Source organism: Pseudoalteromonas prydzensis, from assembly GCF_011050055.1.
Classification (GTDB): Bacteria; Pseudomonadota; Gammaproteobacteria; order Enterobacterales; family Alteromonadaceae; genus Pseudoalteromonas; species Pseudoalteromonas prydzensis_A.
This window is the reverse complement of record NZ_DRGM01000203.1, coordinates 1-16,503: the sequence shown is the minus strand read 5'-3', so window position 1 is coordinate 16,503 and position 16,503 is coordinate 1. Positions and strand designations below refer to the sequence as shown.

At 39.8% G+C, this 16,503-nt stretch carries 11 protein-coding genes; 7 read left to right on the top strand and 4 right to left on the bottom strand.

Going from position 1 to position 16,503, the window contains the following annotated elements:
- Nucleotides 1-81 precede the first annotated feature (81 nt).
- Together ENH88_RS20755 and ENH88_RS20750 are read left to right on the top strand one after the other, a co-directional pair.
- A complete protein-coding gene (locus ENH88_RS20755) occupies nt 82-696 on the top strand; it encodes a PQ-loop repeat-containing protein (protein ID WP_304185225.1) in 615 nt (204 codons plus the stop codon).
- Between the two features lie 72 nt (nt 697-768).
- Entirely contained in the window at nt 769-1,557 is a 789-nt protein-coding gene (locus ENH88_RS20750) for a PhzF family phenazine biosynthesis protein (protein ID WP_304185222.1), read from the top strand.
- A 69-nt stretch (nt 1,558-1,626) separates the two neighbouring features.
- Here ENH88_RS20750 and ENH88_RS20745 read toward each other — a convergent pair whose 3' ends face one another.
- Nucleotides 1,627-4,134, bottom strand: a complete 2,508-nt coding sequence (locus ENH88_RS20745) for a zinc-dependent metalloprotease (protein WP_304185221.1) — start codon at nt 4,132-4,134, stop codon at nt 1,627-1,629.
- Nucleotides 4,135-4,422: 288 nt separating this feature from the next.
- Here ENH88_RS20745 and ENH88_RS20740 point away from each other — a divergent pair, with 288 nt between their 5' ends.
- Both ENH88_RS20740 and ENH88_RS20735 read left to right on the top strand, forming a co-directional pair.
- Nucleotides 4,423-5,601, top strand: a complete 1,179-nt coding sequence (locus ENH88_RS20740) for an efflux RND transporter periplasmic adaptor subunit (RefSeq protein ID WP_304185218.1) — start codon at nt 4,423-4,425, stop codon at nt 5,599-5,601.
- A 12-nt stretch (nt 5,602-5,613) separates the two neighbouring features.
- On the top strand, nt 5,614-8,736 hold the full coding sequence (locus ENH88_RS20735) for an efflux RND transporter permease subunit (protein WP_304185216.1): 3,123 nt from the start codon (nt 5,614-5,616) through the stop codon (nt 8,734-8,736).
- A 244-nt stretch (nt 8,737-8,980) separates the two neighbouring features.
- On the opposite strand, the gene ENH88_RS20730 is transcribed toward ENH88_RS20735, so the two are convergent.
- Complete coding sequence (locus ENH88_RS20730; protein WP_024598794.1) at nt 8,981-9,433, bottom strand: c-type cytochrome; 453 nt, start codon at nt 9,431-9,433, stop codon at nt 8,981-8,983.
- A gap of 225 nt (nt 9,434-9,658) precedes the next feature.
- Here ENH88_RS20730 and ENH88_RS20725 point away from each other — a divergent pair, with 225 nt between their 5' ends.
- Nucleotides 9,659-11,992 carry a S8 family serine peptidase gene (locus tag ENH88_RS20725; protein ID WP_304185213.1) on the top strand — a complete coding sequence of 778 codons (2,334 nt, stop codon included), beginning with the start codon at nt 9,659-9,661 and terminating at the stop codon, nt 11,990-11,992.
- 11 nt (nt 11,993-12,003) lie between these two features.
- On the top strand, nt 12,004-12,537 hold the full coding sequence (locus ENH88_RS20720; RefSeq protein ID WP_024598796.1) for a S8 family serine peptidase: 534 nt from the start codon (nt 12,004-12,006) through the stop codon (nt 12,535-12,537).
- Nucleotides 12,538-12,610: 73 nt separating this feature from the next.
- On the opposite strand, the gene ENH88_RS20715 is transcribed toward ENH88_RS20720, so the two are convergent.
- Nucleotides 12,611-13,081: a DUF2721 domain-containing protein gene (locus tag ENH88_RS20715; protein WP_024589627.1), complete on the bottom strand. Its 471-nt coding sequence runs from the start codon at nt 13,079-13,081 to the stop codon at nt 12,611-12,613.
- 191 nt (nt 13,082-13,272) lie between these two features.
- Between ENH88_RS20715 and ENH88_RS20710 the strand changes: the two genes are divergently transcribed.
- Entirely contained in the window at nt 13,273-15,447 is a 2,175-nt protein-coding gene (locus ENH88_RS20710; protein WP_304185210.1) for a S9 family peptidase, read from the top strand.
- A 43-nt stretch (nt 15,448-15,490) separates the two neighbouring features.
- Here ENH88_RS20710 and ENH88_RS20705 read toward each other — a convergent pair.
- On the bottom strand, nt 15,491-16,503 hold a 1,013-nt coding region (locus ENH88_RS20705), incomplete at its 5' end, for a sensor histidine kinase (protein ID WP_304185208.1).

Genomic DNA, 16,503 nt, shown 5'->3' with positions numbered 1-16,503 from the left:
TAAAAGCCTTTTAAAACAGATGTTTATTAAATGTTTTTATTTCCATATTTAATTAACATTTATGTAACGAGCGAGGTTGTTTTGGCGCATTATTTGCCTATATTGTCTTCATTTATTTTGGTTTTTAGTTTTTTACCATTACTAAAAGAAATTCGAAAAAACCGTAGTGTCTCAGGTTTATCACTATTGATGATGACGTTTGGGTTAGCACAAAGTCTTTACTTTATAACCTACAATATTTATTTTGAACGCTTTTATATTGCGTTACCATTTATAATAACAGGCGCGCTAAGCGGACTTATTTTGTATTTTTTTGCACGTTATAACGCAGCCAAACGAGAACGCGTACAGTTGGTTACTATGCTAGGCTTTTCGTTACTGCCTTTTTCACTGCTTTTGAATTCAACCCTCGATACTGCAATGGTATTAAGCGCCTTAACGTATGTTGGCCTGGTCATGAGTTCGGTACGTGTTATGCCACAAACCTATAAAACATTGCGTACGGGTAATGTAAGTAATTTAAGCGCGCGCTACTTTAGCTTGCAGTTTATTGCAGGTATCTGTGGCTTAGTTGTTGAGCTTACAACAGCTGCCCCAAGTACTGCGCACTTACTTATGTTTATTATGCTATTGCTTACCAATGCTGTGCAATTTGGTTGTATGCAATATTATAGAATGCGGCCTGTAATGGCTTAAAGCCAAAATAAAAGTGCTAATTTAGTTTAGGTATGGCAGTTTTAAACTATTAATCATTACAAAGTTTAAACAATGCAATTAGCCATTCATCAAATAGATGCGTTTACGAATGAGTTATTTAAAGGTAACTATGCGGCAGTGATCCCACTAGAATCGTGGTTAAGCGACGATTTAATGCTAAAGATTGGCGCTGAAAATAACGTATCTGAAACTGCTTTTACCTGCCTGCAAAACGATGGAAGTTTTGTTATTCGCTGGTTTTCGCCGTTAATGGAAATCGATTTTTGTGGTCACGCCACACTTGCGGCTGCCTATGTTTTATGTGAAGAGCATAATATATCGCAAATTCGCTTTATTGCTGATGCGGTGGGCGAGCTAATCGTTAATAAAAACGCTGATGGCAGCTTTGCAATGACCTTTCCAAAACAAGCACCGGTTGAAGTGCAAAATGTGCCACAGCAACTACTTGATGGCTTGTCTATACAACCGAGTAAAGTGCTTAAAAATCGCCAAGCTTACTTTGCTATTTACGAAAGCGCTGAGCAAATAATCGAATTAACAACCAACTCCGAACTTTTAAAAACGCTTTGCCCACTTGATGTAGTGGCCACTGCTCCAAGTACTGATTATGACTTTATATCACGCTATTTTTGGCCTGCAAGCGGTGGCGACGAAGATTATGTAACCGGCTCTATTCATACTGGTTTGGCACCTTACTGGGCGCAGCAATTGGGAAAAACGTCGTTAAATGCTTATCAAGCTTCAAGTCGAGGCGGGCATTTACTATGTGAAGTGGGTGATACAACCGTTACCTTAACGGGGCATGCTGTAAGATATTTAAAAGGCACTATTTATATTTGATCTGTGAATTAGGTTATAAAAAAGGCCACGTTAAACGTGGCCTTGGTTTACTCAATTAGTAGAGTTATTTTACGCTTCTAGCGCTTTTGCTATTAAGCGGTCAATATATTTTTTATGCGCTTTAGTTGCTGTATCTGCACCCCAAGCAACACTGGTATCGGCTATTTGAGTTAGCTGATATAACGCAGCTGTTTTAGCTAAGTTATCGTATTTACTTGCTTTGCCAAGACCTGCAATTGCGATTAGCTGATTAACATACTCAATTTGTAAGTTGTGACTAATAGAATTTGCGTCTTTGCTTTTTACAAAAATATTAGCGGTTAAATCTTGCATAAACTGAGTTAGGCTATATTCATTACCGTACAACGCAGTATCAGAAATACGCAGTAATACGGCTGGGTGTAATAGCTGCGCAAGTACAGACTTTTGCATACCTAAAATCATTTGGTGTGCTTTAGGGTCTTCATTTTTGCCATAGTGATTAAAGCCACGACGTTGCAGCTGTAAGTAGCTATAAAGAGGTTGCATGTTTTGTAGTACGTCTGGTGCAAATACAAACTTTGCGAGTATATCCATCGCTTGTGTTTGGCGCTTAAGCGATACAGGTGTAAATGGTTTATCTGCGTTTGCATCACCCACTACAGCACGCTCAACGTACACACCACCAATCTGGCGAGAAACAACACCCGCTTGAGCTCGGTACTGACCAAATAAGCTGTTAGCAGAGGTAACAAGCTGTTGGTAAGACTCACCTTTAACTGTTGCTTTATCTTTTAGCTCAGTAAATAATTTATTAATTAGCGCCATACGATCTGCGCCATAGGCCGCAGGGTTTGATGACAAATCACCAATCATTACACGTGGATCGATATGGCGACCTGGTGCGCGCATATCGTCTGCGTCGTTACCAAAGGCAAGGGCATGTTCACTTGAACGAGCAAGTATTTTTTCAAGTCTAGCTTGTTCAGCAGCTTCATCTTCAAGCGCTACGCTGTAGCCATAGTTAATTGCCCAATCATCGTAAGGACCTGGTTTTGTTTGAAAAATATCACCTTGCTGCACACCAATTGGGGCAATGTTAGCCGGTGCATAATCCATAACAGAGCCGGTTACTATGCCTTGGGTTTTGTTTTTGTCGTGTACTTCTTTTTCATCCCATAAAATAGATGATTTCATATTGTGGTTAAGACCTAAAGTATGGCCTACTTCGTGAAGTACCAATTGTGTTAGACCTTGGCGAAGCATTTCTTTATCTTCAATTTTTCCGCCGCTAGCAAGGCCTTTGGCAAGCATTAGATTTTGTTGAATTTCATGCCCTAGTGAACAATTTAACTCGCCGGTATGTGTTGTTTCACCGTGGCTCATTGTTCCTTGAGTGAAAAGTGTGTCGTAAATCCAACGGTTTTTCATAAATACAAACTCAAGCATAATGTCTGAGCCCAGTATTTCGCCTGTTAATGGGTTAGCAAGTGCAGGTCCGTATCCGCCAAATGGAGGCTTAGGTGACGAAGTCCAACGCAGTACGTTGTAATTAATATCGCCCGCATCCCAATCTGCATCATCTGGTTGTACTTTTACCTCTAAGGCATTTTTAAAACCGGCTTTTTCAAAAGAAGTATTCCATGTTAAAACAGCATCACGAATAGTATCGCGCCACTCAATTGGTGTGGTGTTTTCTATCCACCAAGTAATTGGTTTTACTGGCTCTGAAAGTGCTGCACTAGGGTCTTTCTTTTGTAGATCCCAGCGTTTTATAACATCTTCATAAGGTGCCCAATCGGTAGATGTCATTTGATCAAATTGATTAGTAAAATAACCAATGCGCGCATCATCCATACGTGGTGCGTAGTTATTGCTAGGTAGGGCAACAAACGAGTGTTGAACTTTTACCGATACACTACGTGGGTCGCTTACTGCATTTGAGCCGCGTACCGTTGGGCTTGGGTTAGTAAATACGTAATCAACAACCACGTCTAAGTTATTAGGATATGGACGCTGTTTAATAATGCGTGATTTTTTATCGTCTAGCTTGCCTACTTTAAAGCGCTTTTTAGCGTTTTTATCAGCTGGATTTGGCGTAGGTGATACTTTATGAAGTGCTTCGCTTAAAAATAACTTATTTACGTTGAATGCTATTTTACCGTCTTCTTCTTTTTCTATTTTAATGCTCGCAAGTACCGCTTCACTAATATTGGCATCACTCGCTTTTGAAATTGCACTGTTTTCGTCAAATTTGTAGCGAGGTGTTTTGCTAATGATATCGATACGATCAAAGTATTTTCTAAATTCAATTAACTTAGTTTCGCGGTACGAACCACGATAATGGCCTGCATCTGTAACGCCATCAACGGTATGCGCAAAATATACAAACGGCGTATTAAGTTGGGACTCGTTAATCACCATAAGGTGCTTACCGGTTTTTTCGTCTTGATAAAGGTTAAATATACCGGCAAATTCGGTTTGTCCTTTGATCATTTCGCTAAGTGTTTTTGGCTCTTTTTCGTCTTTTTTATCGGCTGCAAATGCATGGTTGCCAAATGCTAAGCTAAGCGCAAGGGTGATGGTCGTTAATTTCATTTTGAGACTTTTAATATTTGTTAATTTAATTGGACTGTACGTAAATTAATTTGATTTCGCACATCTTCGCGACGAAATTTAAGTGTACAACGCTAATTAACTGATATTAATAAATAAAAGTTTGTAACAAAATATAACGAATGAGATGAACTGCATGCAAAGTTATTTTTTATAACCCGGAAAATCGGTGTTTCATATGCATTTGCAACAGTTGCTTACAAATGTCACCTTAATGTTTCATATGGCTCTGGTATTATGGCGTTAATAGAATTTTGGGGATAATAGGATATGCAAACAAATTCACTTAGATGGGTTTTTCCATTTGTAGCACTAGTTGTTGGTGTTGTTGGCTTTATGGGAATAAATGCCATTGCACAAGAGCCAGAAAAAAAAGAAGTAATTGATACTCGTCCAACAGTGCAAGTTGAGCCAGTGGCTGCTAACGATCATCAAGTTATTATTAATAGCTACGGTGAAGTAAAGCCACTTGAAAATACACAACTCTCGGCGCAGGTGTCGGGTGAAGTGCTAAGTTGGCATCCTAATTTTGTAGCCGGTGGAATCGTTGCTCGCGGTGAGACGTTGTTTACTATCGAAAAAGATAACTATGAAGCAGCAGTACTTGTTGCAGAGGCAGAGATTGCTCGCGCACAGGCAGGCTTAATTGAAGAACAAGCCCAAGCCCAAGTAGCCGAAGACGAAGCAAAGCGTTTTCCTGGTAAAGCGCGTACCGACTTATTTTTACGTAAGCCTCAAGTGTTAAGTGCGCAGGCATCTGTAAAGTCGGCGCAAGCTGCATTAAAACGTGCACAACGTGACTTAGATAATTGTGAAGTAACAGCCCCTTACGATGCATTGGTTATTAGCCGAAATGTAGGTGTGGGTCAATTTGTAACTATGGGTTCGCAAGTTGCTGAACTCAATAATATTGAAACTGCTGAAGTGATTATTCCTATAGCAGGGTTCGATAGCGTTTTTTTGCCAGAGCGTATTAAAGGTATTACCGCAACGATTATTCAAAAGGGCCTAAACAGCTTCACCCGTGAAGGTATAATTGACCGCGACTTAGGGATTGTTGATAACGCTACACGTATGAGCAGTTTAGTAGTACGTATAGAAGACCCATACGGTCTTAAAAACATACAACCAGCCATTAAGTTTGGCAGCTACGTACAGGTAAATTTTGCAGGTGCAATGCTTAATAATATTTACCGTTTACCTCAAGCTTTGGTTAACAATCAAACTGTGTGGGTAGTAAACGAAAATCAAGAACTAGAGCCTCGCAAAGTAACGGTTATTCGTGAAGAGGGTGAGTATTTTTATATTAGCAGTGGTTTAAATGCCGATGACAAACTCGTTATTACTTTACCTGAATACCCGCAAAAAGGAATGCAGGTTAAAATTGCAGGTGTAGCTGCAAAACCTGAAAGCTCAGAAACGAGCACTTCAAACACGCAACAGCTGTAGGGTCTAATAATTATGAGCGAGTCAATACAACAAAAACAAACAGGGCTAATTGCCTACTTTGCTAATAATTCAGTAGCCGCTAATTTAATGATGTTTTTTATCATTATTATGGGGGCTATAAGTTACTTTACGATTCAGCGCCAAATGTTTCCTAATGTAGAGATTAACTACATTAATATTGAGGCTAATTACCCCGGTGCCTCTCCTCAGGAAATAGAAGAAAGTATTCTCATAAAAGTTGAAGAGTCACTTAAAGATATAACCGAAATTAAAAAAGGCGTGTATCGCGCATTTAGAAATGGCGGTACAGCCAGCCTAGAAATAAACACCGATGCAGAACTTACCGATGTACTTGATAAGGTAAAGCTACGCGTTGATGGCATTGCGACTTTTCCGGCGGGTATGGAACCGGTCACCATAAGTCAGGTTGAGTTTAGGCAAGATGTAATAGGCATGACACTGGTTGCTGACTTACCGCTTACGGAGCTTAAGCCGATAGCAAACCAAATAGAGGATGAGTTACTACAGTTATCTAACGTATCTTTGGTTGTAAACGATGTACCGCTTGATGAAATTGCTATTGAAATAGAGCCCGATACGCTTCGCCAATATAATTTAACCTTTAGTGATGTGATGAATGCGGTACGCCGTTACTCAGCTAACTTTTCGGCTGGGCAGCTAAAAACAGACGCAGGCGTTATTTCTGTTCGCGTCGAAAATCAGTTTTACTCAGGTGATGAGTTTAGGCAAATTCCGGTAAAAATTGGTGAGTATGGTGCTAAAGTTTTACTGCAAGATATTGCCGTAATTAAAGATCAGTTTACTGAAGGTGAGCGCTACTTTAAGTTTAATGGCGAAAACGCGGTGTATTTATCGGTTAAAGCAACGCAAGAACAAAACATGATTCCCGTTGCGGATTCGGTTAAAGCGTTTATTGATCAAAAAAATAAGCAGTTGCCGCCGGGTATTCGGTTAGAGCCATTAATGGACATGACATACTACCTAAATGCTCGCCTTGATATGATGAAAGCTAACCTGTTTCAAGGTGCCATTTTGGTGGCAATTATGTTGTCGTTATTCTTGCGTTTTAAACTAGCGCTTTGGGTAATGATTGGCTTACCTGTTTGTTTTTTAGGGGCTATGATGATGATGCCACTATTTGGCATTAGCATTAATATTATTTCGTTATTCGCTTTTATAATGGTGCTCGGCATCGTGGTGGATGATGCCATCGTGATAGGGGAAGCTGCCTACACCGAAGTTGAAAAAAGCGGCGGTGGTGTAGAAAATGTTGTGCGTGGCGCTAACCGAGTCGCGACCCCTGCAACCTTTGGTGTGTTAACAACGATTGCTGTATTTGCACCATTCACAATGTCGAGCGGGCCAGAAAGTGCCTTCTTTTATGGTATAGCCGTTGTAGTAATGCTGTGTTTAGTATTTAGTTTGATTGAATCAAAGCTGATACTGCCAGCTCACATTGCTCATACGCACTTTTCGCCGATCAAAAAAGGTGGTTGGCGCGATCGCTTCAATACACGCTTTTTTGGTTTCGTAAATGGTCCATATAAACGTTTTATTGCTAAGTGTGTTGATTGGCGTTGGACTGTTTTGTTTGCTTTTATTGCAATGTTTATAATCAGTATTGCACTTATTACGTCTAATAAAGTACGTACAGTTCCAACTCCTAAAGTGCCGCATGACTTTCCACAAATACAAGTTGAAATGAACGACAACGTTTCTGATTTACAAACCATTGCCGCTATTCGCGAAATAGAAGCTATGGTACTTAGAGTCGATGAAGAAACAGAACGTGAATTTGGCCAAAAAATTATTCGTGATGTATTGGTATTTAACCAAGGCAGAACTGAGTCGCAGTTATTAGCTCCATTAGTTGACGAAGATTCACGTCCATACAATGCATTTGAGCTTTCTCGCCGATGGCGTGAGGCTATGCCGACTATTGCTGGTATTAAGTCGTTAACTATTCAAGACGATGTTGGTGGCGGCGGTGGTAATGGTGGCGGCGAGTTTGGCTATTTACTGTATGGCTCAGATATAGATACTTTAAATCAAGCGGGTCGTCGTTTTATTCAATTACTTCAACAGCAAAAAGGGTTGTTTGATATTAGCTCAACCATAGATCCTGCGAGCAAAGAAGTGCAAATGAGCCTTAAACCTGTTGCTTATGATTTAGGCTTAGATTTAGCAGGTATTGCAAATCAAGTGGGAGCCAGTTTTTATGGTGGCGAAGCGCAGCGCGTAATCCGAAACGGCGAAGAAGTACGCGTAATGGTACGCTACCCTAAACTGACTCGTGAGGCATTTTCATCACTTAAACACACCGTGGTTACCACCCCACAAGGGCGAGAAGTACTTCTTGGTGATGTAGTAGAATTAACAGAAACGCCAGGTATTAGCTATATACGCCGCGAAGGTGGCTACCGTACCGTGTATGTTTATGGCAATATTGATGAAGAGCAAATTGAGCCGGGTGAAGTGGTTAAGCAAGTAAAAGAAAACTTACTGCCACAGCTAATAGAAGAATTCCCAAGTGTTAAATCAGAGCTTGGTGGCGCAATAGAAGAGCAGCAAGCTCAAGCTAATGAGCAAATAATGTTTTTTATTGGCGGAATGATTTTAGTATACATACTGCTAGCTGTGCCGCTTAAAAGCTATTCACAACCGCTTATTGTAATGTCGGTTATTCCATTTAGTTTAACCGGGGCTATTTGGGGTCATTACTGGTTTGATTTAGATATGAGCTTAATGTCGGGATTTGGCTTAATTGCCGCAGCAGGTGTTGTTATAAATGATTCACTTGTAATGACCGATTATGTAAACCAAGTTCGCCGCGAAGGTGTTAGCGTTAAAAATGCGGTAATAGAAGCTGGTTGTGCTCGCTTTAGAGCAATACTATTAACGTCTATAACAACCTTTGCTGGTGTATTACCTATTATGTTTGAAACAAGCCTGCAGGCTAAGTTTGTAATACCTATGGCGGTAGCACTTGGCTTTGCTGTTATGTTTGCAACGTTAATAACGCTTATATTAGTACCGTGTTTATATATTATTTTGGGTGATATTGGTGCGATGTTTAAGCGCCCATTTAAAGGCCGAGCTGCTAAAGTCTCGTAATAATACCAATTCGCAATAATACTTAATTATTTTACGGGGCTAAACGTGTCGCTACCTACGTTAAAAAATTCTTATTTAGAACAACTAAATAGCGAATTTTTTGCCTAGCTATCAACACGTTTTCCCAGCCTCAAAATAGATCACTTAATTAAGCGAATTGGTATAAATATAAAGCATAAAAAAAGCACTGACCGTTATTAACGCTCAGTGCTTTTTATTGTTGTTAAACTGGCTACAACAATAATTAATCTTTAAATTGCTTATGACAATCTTTACAGCCTTTAGCCCATGCGCCAAAAGCTTTACCAATTACGGCTTTATCGCCTGATTGAGCAGCTAACGCTAGCTTATCTGCATTTGCTGCAAAAGCATTCGCTTTTTCAACAAAGGTTGCATTTTCGGCCCAAACAGCAGCAAGTGCAGCTGTGTCGCCTTTATCTGTTCCTTCGTAAAACGCTTCCCATGGCATTTTTGAAAGTGCAGCAGCGTTGTTAGCACGCATTTTAAATTGCTCTGCGTCAAAAGGTACTTTACCTTTTAGCATTGCGCCCATGTCACCAATTTGCACTGAGATCATTGAAAACGCTGCTTGGCGGTATTCAATCGCGTCACTTGGTTCTTTAAATGCAGAATTTGCCGATACGCTAAGTGCACATGTAGCTAATGCTATACCTGCTAATACTTTTTTCAATTTCATGTTTGCCCCTTTTAAAGTAATTGTTAATCCTGTTCTATATTAGCTTCTTTGAATGTTCAAGTTAATATATGTGCTTAATAATTGTTTCTTTAACTAAGCATACAACGATTACTCTATCGTTACATCTATTGTCTTTATTGTTAATGACTGTAAACACCTCGTTGTTATTTTTATTCCTGTTGTGTAACGTCACACCATCATAAAAATAACTAACAAAGAGAGTTTATGAAAAATAATATTTTTAAAATGTCAGCATTGTCTGCTGCAATAGTGGTTTCACTTTCTGGTTGTGGAAGTAGTGATGACGATAAGAAAAACAGCGTACCATTAGTTACTGACGTAGCGCCTAAAGCGAGCGATGTAGTTGTTGTAGATTTAAAACAATGGATCCCTGTTACTGCAGAATTTAAAGCCAGTGATAACGATGGCGATGCACTTACATTTAGCTTCACTGAAAACGGTGAAGAAGTGGTTGCAGAAGATGGCGTATTCACATTTAGTCACGGTACTCTAACTGTAGAGGGAACATCATTTACTTATGTTCCAATGACGGATGATGATGCAGTTATTGATTACACTGTAAACGCAAATGGTAAAACGGCTTCTGCGCAAATAAGCATTTCAGGAGTTGTTGGTGACCCATTAGCAAATCAACAATGGCACCTAAATAATACAGGCCAAAAAGCATACTCATTAAGCGATGAAATGAAGCAGGGCTTAGTTAATTTATATGTAAATCTATTTGGCGATACAGAAGAAGAAGCGCAAGCAGATGTTGATGCTAGTTTTGCTAATGCAGAAGCTACAGGTTTGGTTGCTGGTGAAGATATGAATGTAACAGCCGCTTATGCTCAAGGCGTTACAGGAGCTGGTGTAACTGCTGTTGTTGTTGACTCGGGTATGGAAATTCGCCACGAAGACTTAGTAGATAACGTATTACCAAATCGTTCTTTAAACCTTAACGCTGAAGCGCTAGATCGTACAGACCCTACAAGTACATCAAACAGTGGTGACCACGGAACAAGTGTTGCCGGCTTAATTGCAGCAAAAGGTTGGAATGGCAAAGGCGGCCGTGGTGTTGCACCTGATGCAGGCTTAATCGGTATGAACTACCTTGGTGGAGATAAAGTAGCACAAACTGATTTACTTGCTCATGGCTTCCCTGGTAGTGGTATTAGTACGTCTGAAAATATTTCAGCCTTTAACCGTAGTTACGGTATTACGTTCCCTACGTTTATCGGTTATTCAGAGTTAGATGAAGCAATTGAGTCTTACCCTAACCTTAACCTTCGTGACGGTAAAGGTGCGCTAAATATGAAATCTAGCGGTAACTCATTTGAAGATGGTGGCGATGAAGGTTCTTTATGTGCTGACAATGGTGCAAATGACTTAGGTTTAACTTGTTATAATGGCGCTTTTGAGCCAAGCCAAGGCCACCCTTATTATTTAAGTGTTGCTGCAGTAAATGCTAATGGTAAACATACTAGCTATTCTACAGCGGGCGCTAACGTAATGGTGTCGGCTCCAGCGGGTGAGTATGGTCGTTTTGCTCCTGCAATGGTAACAACCGATCAAATGACTTGTATTAATGGTTATTCAGGTTTTAATGGTGGTTCTATTGCAGCATGGGCTGCTGCTTACGGTGAAGAGTTTGCTGCAAGTCAATATCCATTTAACTACCCAGGCCATGCAGACAATGCAAGCTGTAACTATACTTCAACGTTTAATGGTACATCATCTGCTGCGCCAAATGCATCGGGCGTGGTATCGTTAATTCTTTCGGCTAATCCAGATTTAACATGGCGTGACGTTCGCCATATCCTTGCATCAACTAGCACTTTAATAGATGCAGATAATGCTGCTGTTAAATTAACAGTTGGTGAAGGCGAATTTGTTGCTCACGACGGTTGGATTGAAAACTCTGCCGGTTATAACTTCAATAACTTATATGGTTTTGGTCGTGCTGATGCTGGAGCTGCGGTTTCTATGGCGAAGGCTTACGATGTTTCTTTAGGCGAACAAGTTATTACTCAGTGGAGCGGTGTTGGTTCAGTAATTGCTGAGGACGCACTTGCACTAGAAATTCCAGATAACAGTGCAACGGGTCTTACACAAGAAATTGAAGTGACGGAAGAGCTAAGCATTGAAGCAATGCAATTTAAGTTTGATGTAAGTAATGCTGAAATGGGCTTTGGCTTAAGCGATGGCACACAAACTTCAGCCGGAACAGATTTAGCTATAGAAGTTACATCGCCAGCGGGTACAAGAAGTGTATTACTGTCATCGAAGCAAGCTTTATTCTACCCAGCATATAGTTTCACTAGCAGTTGGAGTGTTGGCTATATACTAAAAGATGCAGTAATGCTTTCAAATGCGTTTTATGGTGAGTCGACTAAAGGCACTTGGACAGTTCGTTTACTAGATACGAGCGCAGATAGCTATGCACTTAGTAAAGGTGATGACAATGGTTTAGGTGTAGTAGGTATTAGCAATAATAGTTCAGCAAGTGTTTTAGAGGGTGTGTCTTTACGCGCATTCGGTCACGCAGGTCAAGAGTAAGGATTATGAAAATGAAAGTTAATAAATTAATCGTATTAAGTGCTGCTGCGTGTATTTCTTTAAGCGCTACGGCAAACACAAGCTTTGATAAAGAGCTTCAACTACCAAAGAAGCAAGCATCTAGCTTAAAGTATACTAAAGCTGATTTTGGTTCTTATAAAGTAGAGAGAAATTTGAGCCTAGTACCATCAAGTGTTGCTGCTGATGAGCATGTAGTTATGCAAAAAGGCGACATGGCGGTTGTTAATGTTGCAAGTACATCTGATGTAGTAACTAAAGGGTCATTAGTTCGTAATATACTTACTAATAACTTAAGTTCTTTATCGGGTAATATTACGGTACTTTTAAAAGATGGTATTACTGCTAGCGACATTGCTGCAGCGGCTGGATTAAAAGTGGTGTCTGTATTTCCTGGTACTAAGATTGCCGTTTTAGCAGTGAATGATGGACAAGATATTTTAATTGCAGCAGAGCAGTTAAATGCTTCAGGTTATGCTAAAGAAGCTAGAATTGAAGTGCTAGAGACTATTTATACTGCACAATAAGTTATTTTATTAAATAAGCTTATTTAATAAAAACCCCGAGTAACATTAGTTGCTCGGGGTTTTTTATAAAAAATTAATCGTTTATATCAATATCTGCAAATATCATCCCGCGACGCATGCTGCGGGTTGCTAAGAACACCTCACCAAGTAACGACATAAATGCACATATAAGCAATGCCATCGCTGCTACAAAACAACAAGCAATGGTCACGCTTAAGTTAATTGATTGAATGTGCGACAAGAATAAAAACATAACCACAGCACATACAAGTAAGGCGCTTAATACGCTTAAGCTGAAAGCAATATGTATACATCGAGATCTTTTTAATAAGGCGCGCAGCTCTGTTGCTAGCGACTTATTAAAATCGTCATCTGTATTTACTTTTAATCTTCGCTCAAGTAAGCGCGCTCTGTCGGTAATTCGTGCTAAGCGATTAGATAAAACACCTAAAGTTGCTGCTATACCTGTGATTAAAAATACGGGAGCAACGGCCGTTTGAATTACTTTTGCCATAGTTAAAATGTTAATTACTTCGCTATTCATTACTACCCTTAATCAGTTGAGCTTAAAAGTGATTTATATACTTACAGAGTACCTGATGTAGGCTTATTAAGAAAAGAGGAATCACGTTGATTTATTTTACATAGCTTCACAAACTAAATCACAACACAGGTTATTTTTAGGTATATTTAATTACTTAATAAAAAATAAAAATATAACAAGGACTTTGACTGATGAAACGTACCCCATTCGCACTCGCTGCACTATCACTCGCTATTTTAAGTGGCTGTAACCAAGCCCCAGAAGAAACTCAAAAAAATAATACACAAGTTAAAACAGTTCAAGTAGTCCAAGCTGTTGCCCCGGTTGCTAAAAAAGTGCCACATGAAATGACTATTCACGGTGACACACGTATAGATGATTACTATTGGCTGCGTGATGATGAACGTAAAGCACCAGAGGTAATTAACTATTTAGAAGCTGAAAATACATACACTGATGCAATGCTTGCACATACTAAAACGCTACAAAGCGAATTGTTTGAAGAGCTAAAAGGGCGTATTCAAAAAGACGATGATTCAGTCCCAGTTAAAAACGGTGATTATTTTTACTCAACGCAAACACGTGGCGATAACGAATACACTACTTACTTACGCAGCAGCGATTTTGCAGGTACCGATCAGCAAGTTATTTTAGATGTAAATGAGCTTGCTAAAGGTCATGATTATTATGCGGTAAGTGGCTTAGATGTAAGCCCGAATGGCAATTTAATGGCTTATGGCGAAGATACTGTTAGCCGTCGTATTTATAGCATAAAAATAAAAGACTTAACTACCGGTAAATTACTCGAAGACACACTTGAAGGCACTAACGGTGGCATTGTGTGGGCAAACGATAACAAAACGGTTTACTACATTAAAAAAGATTTACAAACTCTACTAGGTTACCAAGTTTATCGTCATACATTAGGTACACCGCAAGCTGATGACGAGCTAATTTACGAAGAGACTGATACCAGTTACTACATGGGTATGAGTAAAAGCAAAGATGAGTCAGAAATTTATATTTGGCACAGCAGCACGGCCGCATCAGGCGTATCGGTATTAAGCGCTGATGATACCAAAGCAATGCCTAAACGCTTAATTGAACGCGAAGCAGGGCTTGAATATGGGATTTCTAAACTAGGGAATACTTACTACATTGTAACTAACTTAGATGCTGTAAATTTTCAGCTGATGAAAGTTGATATTGATAAAGCAAGCGACAAAGCAAATTGGCAAAGTGTGATCCCAGCGCGCGATGATATTAAACTCGAAGGCATTGATTTATTTAATGACTACTTAGTTTATCAAGAACGTGAAATGGGCCAATCAAAGTTGATTGCGCGTAATTTAAAAACGGGTAAAGAGTTACCACTGAGCTTTAACGACAGCGCTTATACAATTGGTACTTATGGCAATAACGATATAGATAGCAGCACGCTACGTGTTTACTACACAAGCATGACCACTCCAAGCTCATCGTACGATGTAGATTTAACGACTGGCGATAAAACGCTTCTTAAGCAACAGGTTGTATTAGGTGATTTTGATGCTGACAATTACGCTTCAGAGCGTATTTTTGTAACAGCACGCGATGGCATTAAAGTACCAGTAAGCTTAGTTTACCGTAAAGATATGTTTAAAAAAGATGGCGCTAACCCGCTACTGCAATATGGTTATGGGTCGTACGGTGCAACCATGGATCCAACGTTCTCAAGCTCACGTTTGAGCTTATTAGACCGTGGCTTTGTATTTGCAATTGCTCATGTTCGTGGCTCGCAAATGTTAGGTCGTCCTTGGTACGAAGATGGTAAGCTGCTCACTAAAAAGAATACGTTTAACGACTTTGTTGACGTAACTAAAGCATTGGTTTTTCAAAAGTATGGCGCAAAAGATGAAATATTTGCGTTAGGCGGCAGTGCTGGTGGCTTACTAATGGGCGCAGTGGCAAACCAAGCGCCTGAGCTTTATAAAGGCATGGTTGCTGCGGTACCGTTTGTAGATGTAGTTACAACGATGCTTGATGCAAGTATTCCGCTTACAACAAATGAATACGGTGAATGGGGTAACCCGAACGAAAAGGCGTATTACGATTACATGCTGTCTTATTCGCCATACGACCAAGTATCTAAGCAAGCGTATCCTAATATGCTAGTAACGACGGGCCTGCACGACTCACAAGTTCAATACTTTGAACCTGCAAAATGGGTTGCTAAGCTGCGTGACTATAAAACTGATGACAATAAGTTATTGTTTAAAATAGATATGGAAGCAGGGCATGGCGGCGCATCGGGTCGCTTTAAGCGCTTAGAAGATACCGCGCTAAACTATGCATTTATGCTTGATTTAGCGGGTATTAAAAAGTAGTTAATTTATATATTTAAAATAAATAAAAAATGTAAGGTGCTTTTTAAGAAAGCACCTTTTTTTGTGGCAAGTTAAAGCTAAACATAGTGCCTTTACCAATTTCACTTTGTACGTAAATTTCGCTATCCATCAGTTTTAATAGCCCTCTGCAAATAGCCAATCCTAAACCACCTTGCTGGCGCCCTTCTTTATTAGAATTACTTGCTTGGTAATGCGGGTCAAAAATAGCATTCAGCTCATCTTCTTTTATGCCTACACCAGTATCGGATACATGCACAAATAGTTGATTATCGTCACTGCGTTTTACATGAACTGCAATGCTGCCGCCGCGAGGGGTATGCCTAATTGCGTTATCAATTAGGTTGCTTAACACGCGCTCTAATTTAGCTATATCGGCAACCACAGGAAAATCACAAATTGCGGGCTCTACCGATAAACTAATGCCTTTTTTATCAACGGCTAAACTAAATTTTGCGATGCAATCGTAAATTAGCTCACCTAAATTAAAGGTTTCTTTATTTATACTTATTTCGCCATTTTCTAAGTGAGCAAGCTCAAATATTTGCTCTATGAGTAGCTTTAATTGCCCGCAATTATTAAGTGAAACTTGTAAGTACTCTTGTTGCTCTTTTTTATTTAATTGTTCGCCCGACTGATTTAATACTTCTAAAAACCCCTGCAAGGAGGCAAGTGGTGTACGTAGGTCGTGCGAGAGATGAGTTAGCAACTCTTTGCGTTGTTTATCGCCTTGTTCAAGCGCTTTAAACTGCTCGTTAATGCGCGTTAGCATGGCTTGAATACTTCGCCCTAAACTATGCACTTCGTTACTTTTTTGCGTTGAGTAGTTACTTAGCTTGGTGTCGGTAAGGCTGTAGTTTGCGGCTTCAATATTACTAACATCGCGTGCTAAGCGCTGAATTGGGTTGGTAAAAAAGCGTAGCAAAATTAGCATCGCAATAAATAAAAATGCGAGTGCAGAGCCAAGCCATAAAGCGGCTAGCCATAACTTATCATTATTTTTTACAGTGCTTAGTGAGGTGTCGTAAGCCTCACCAC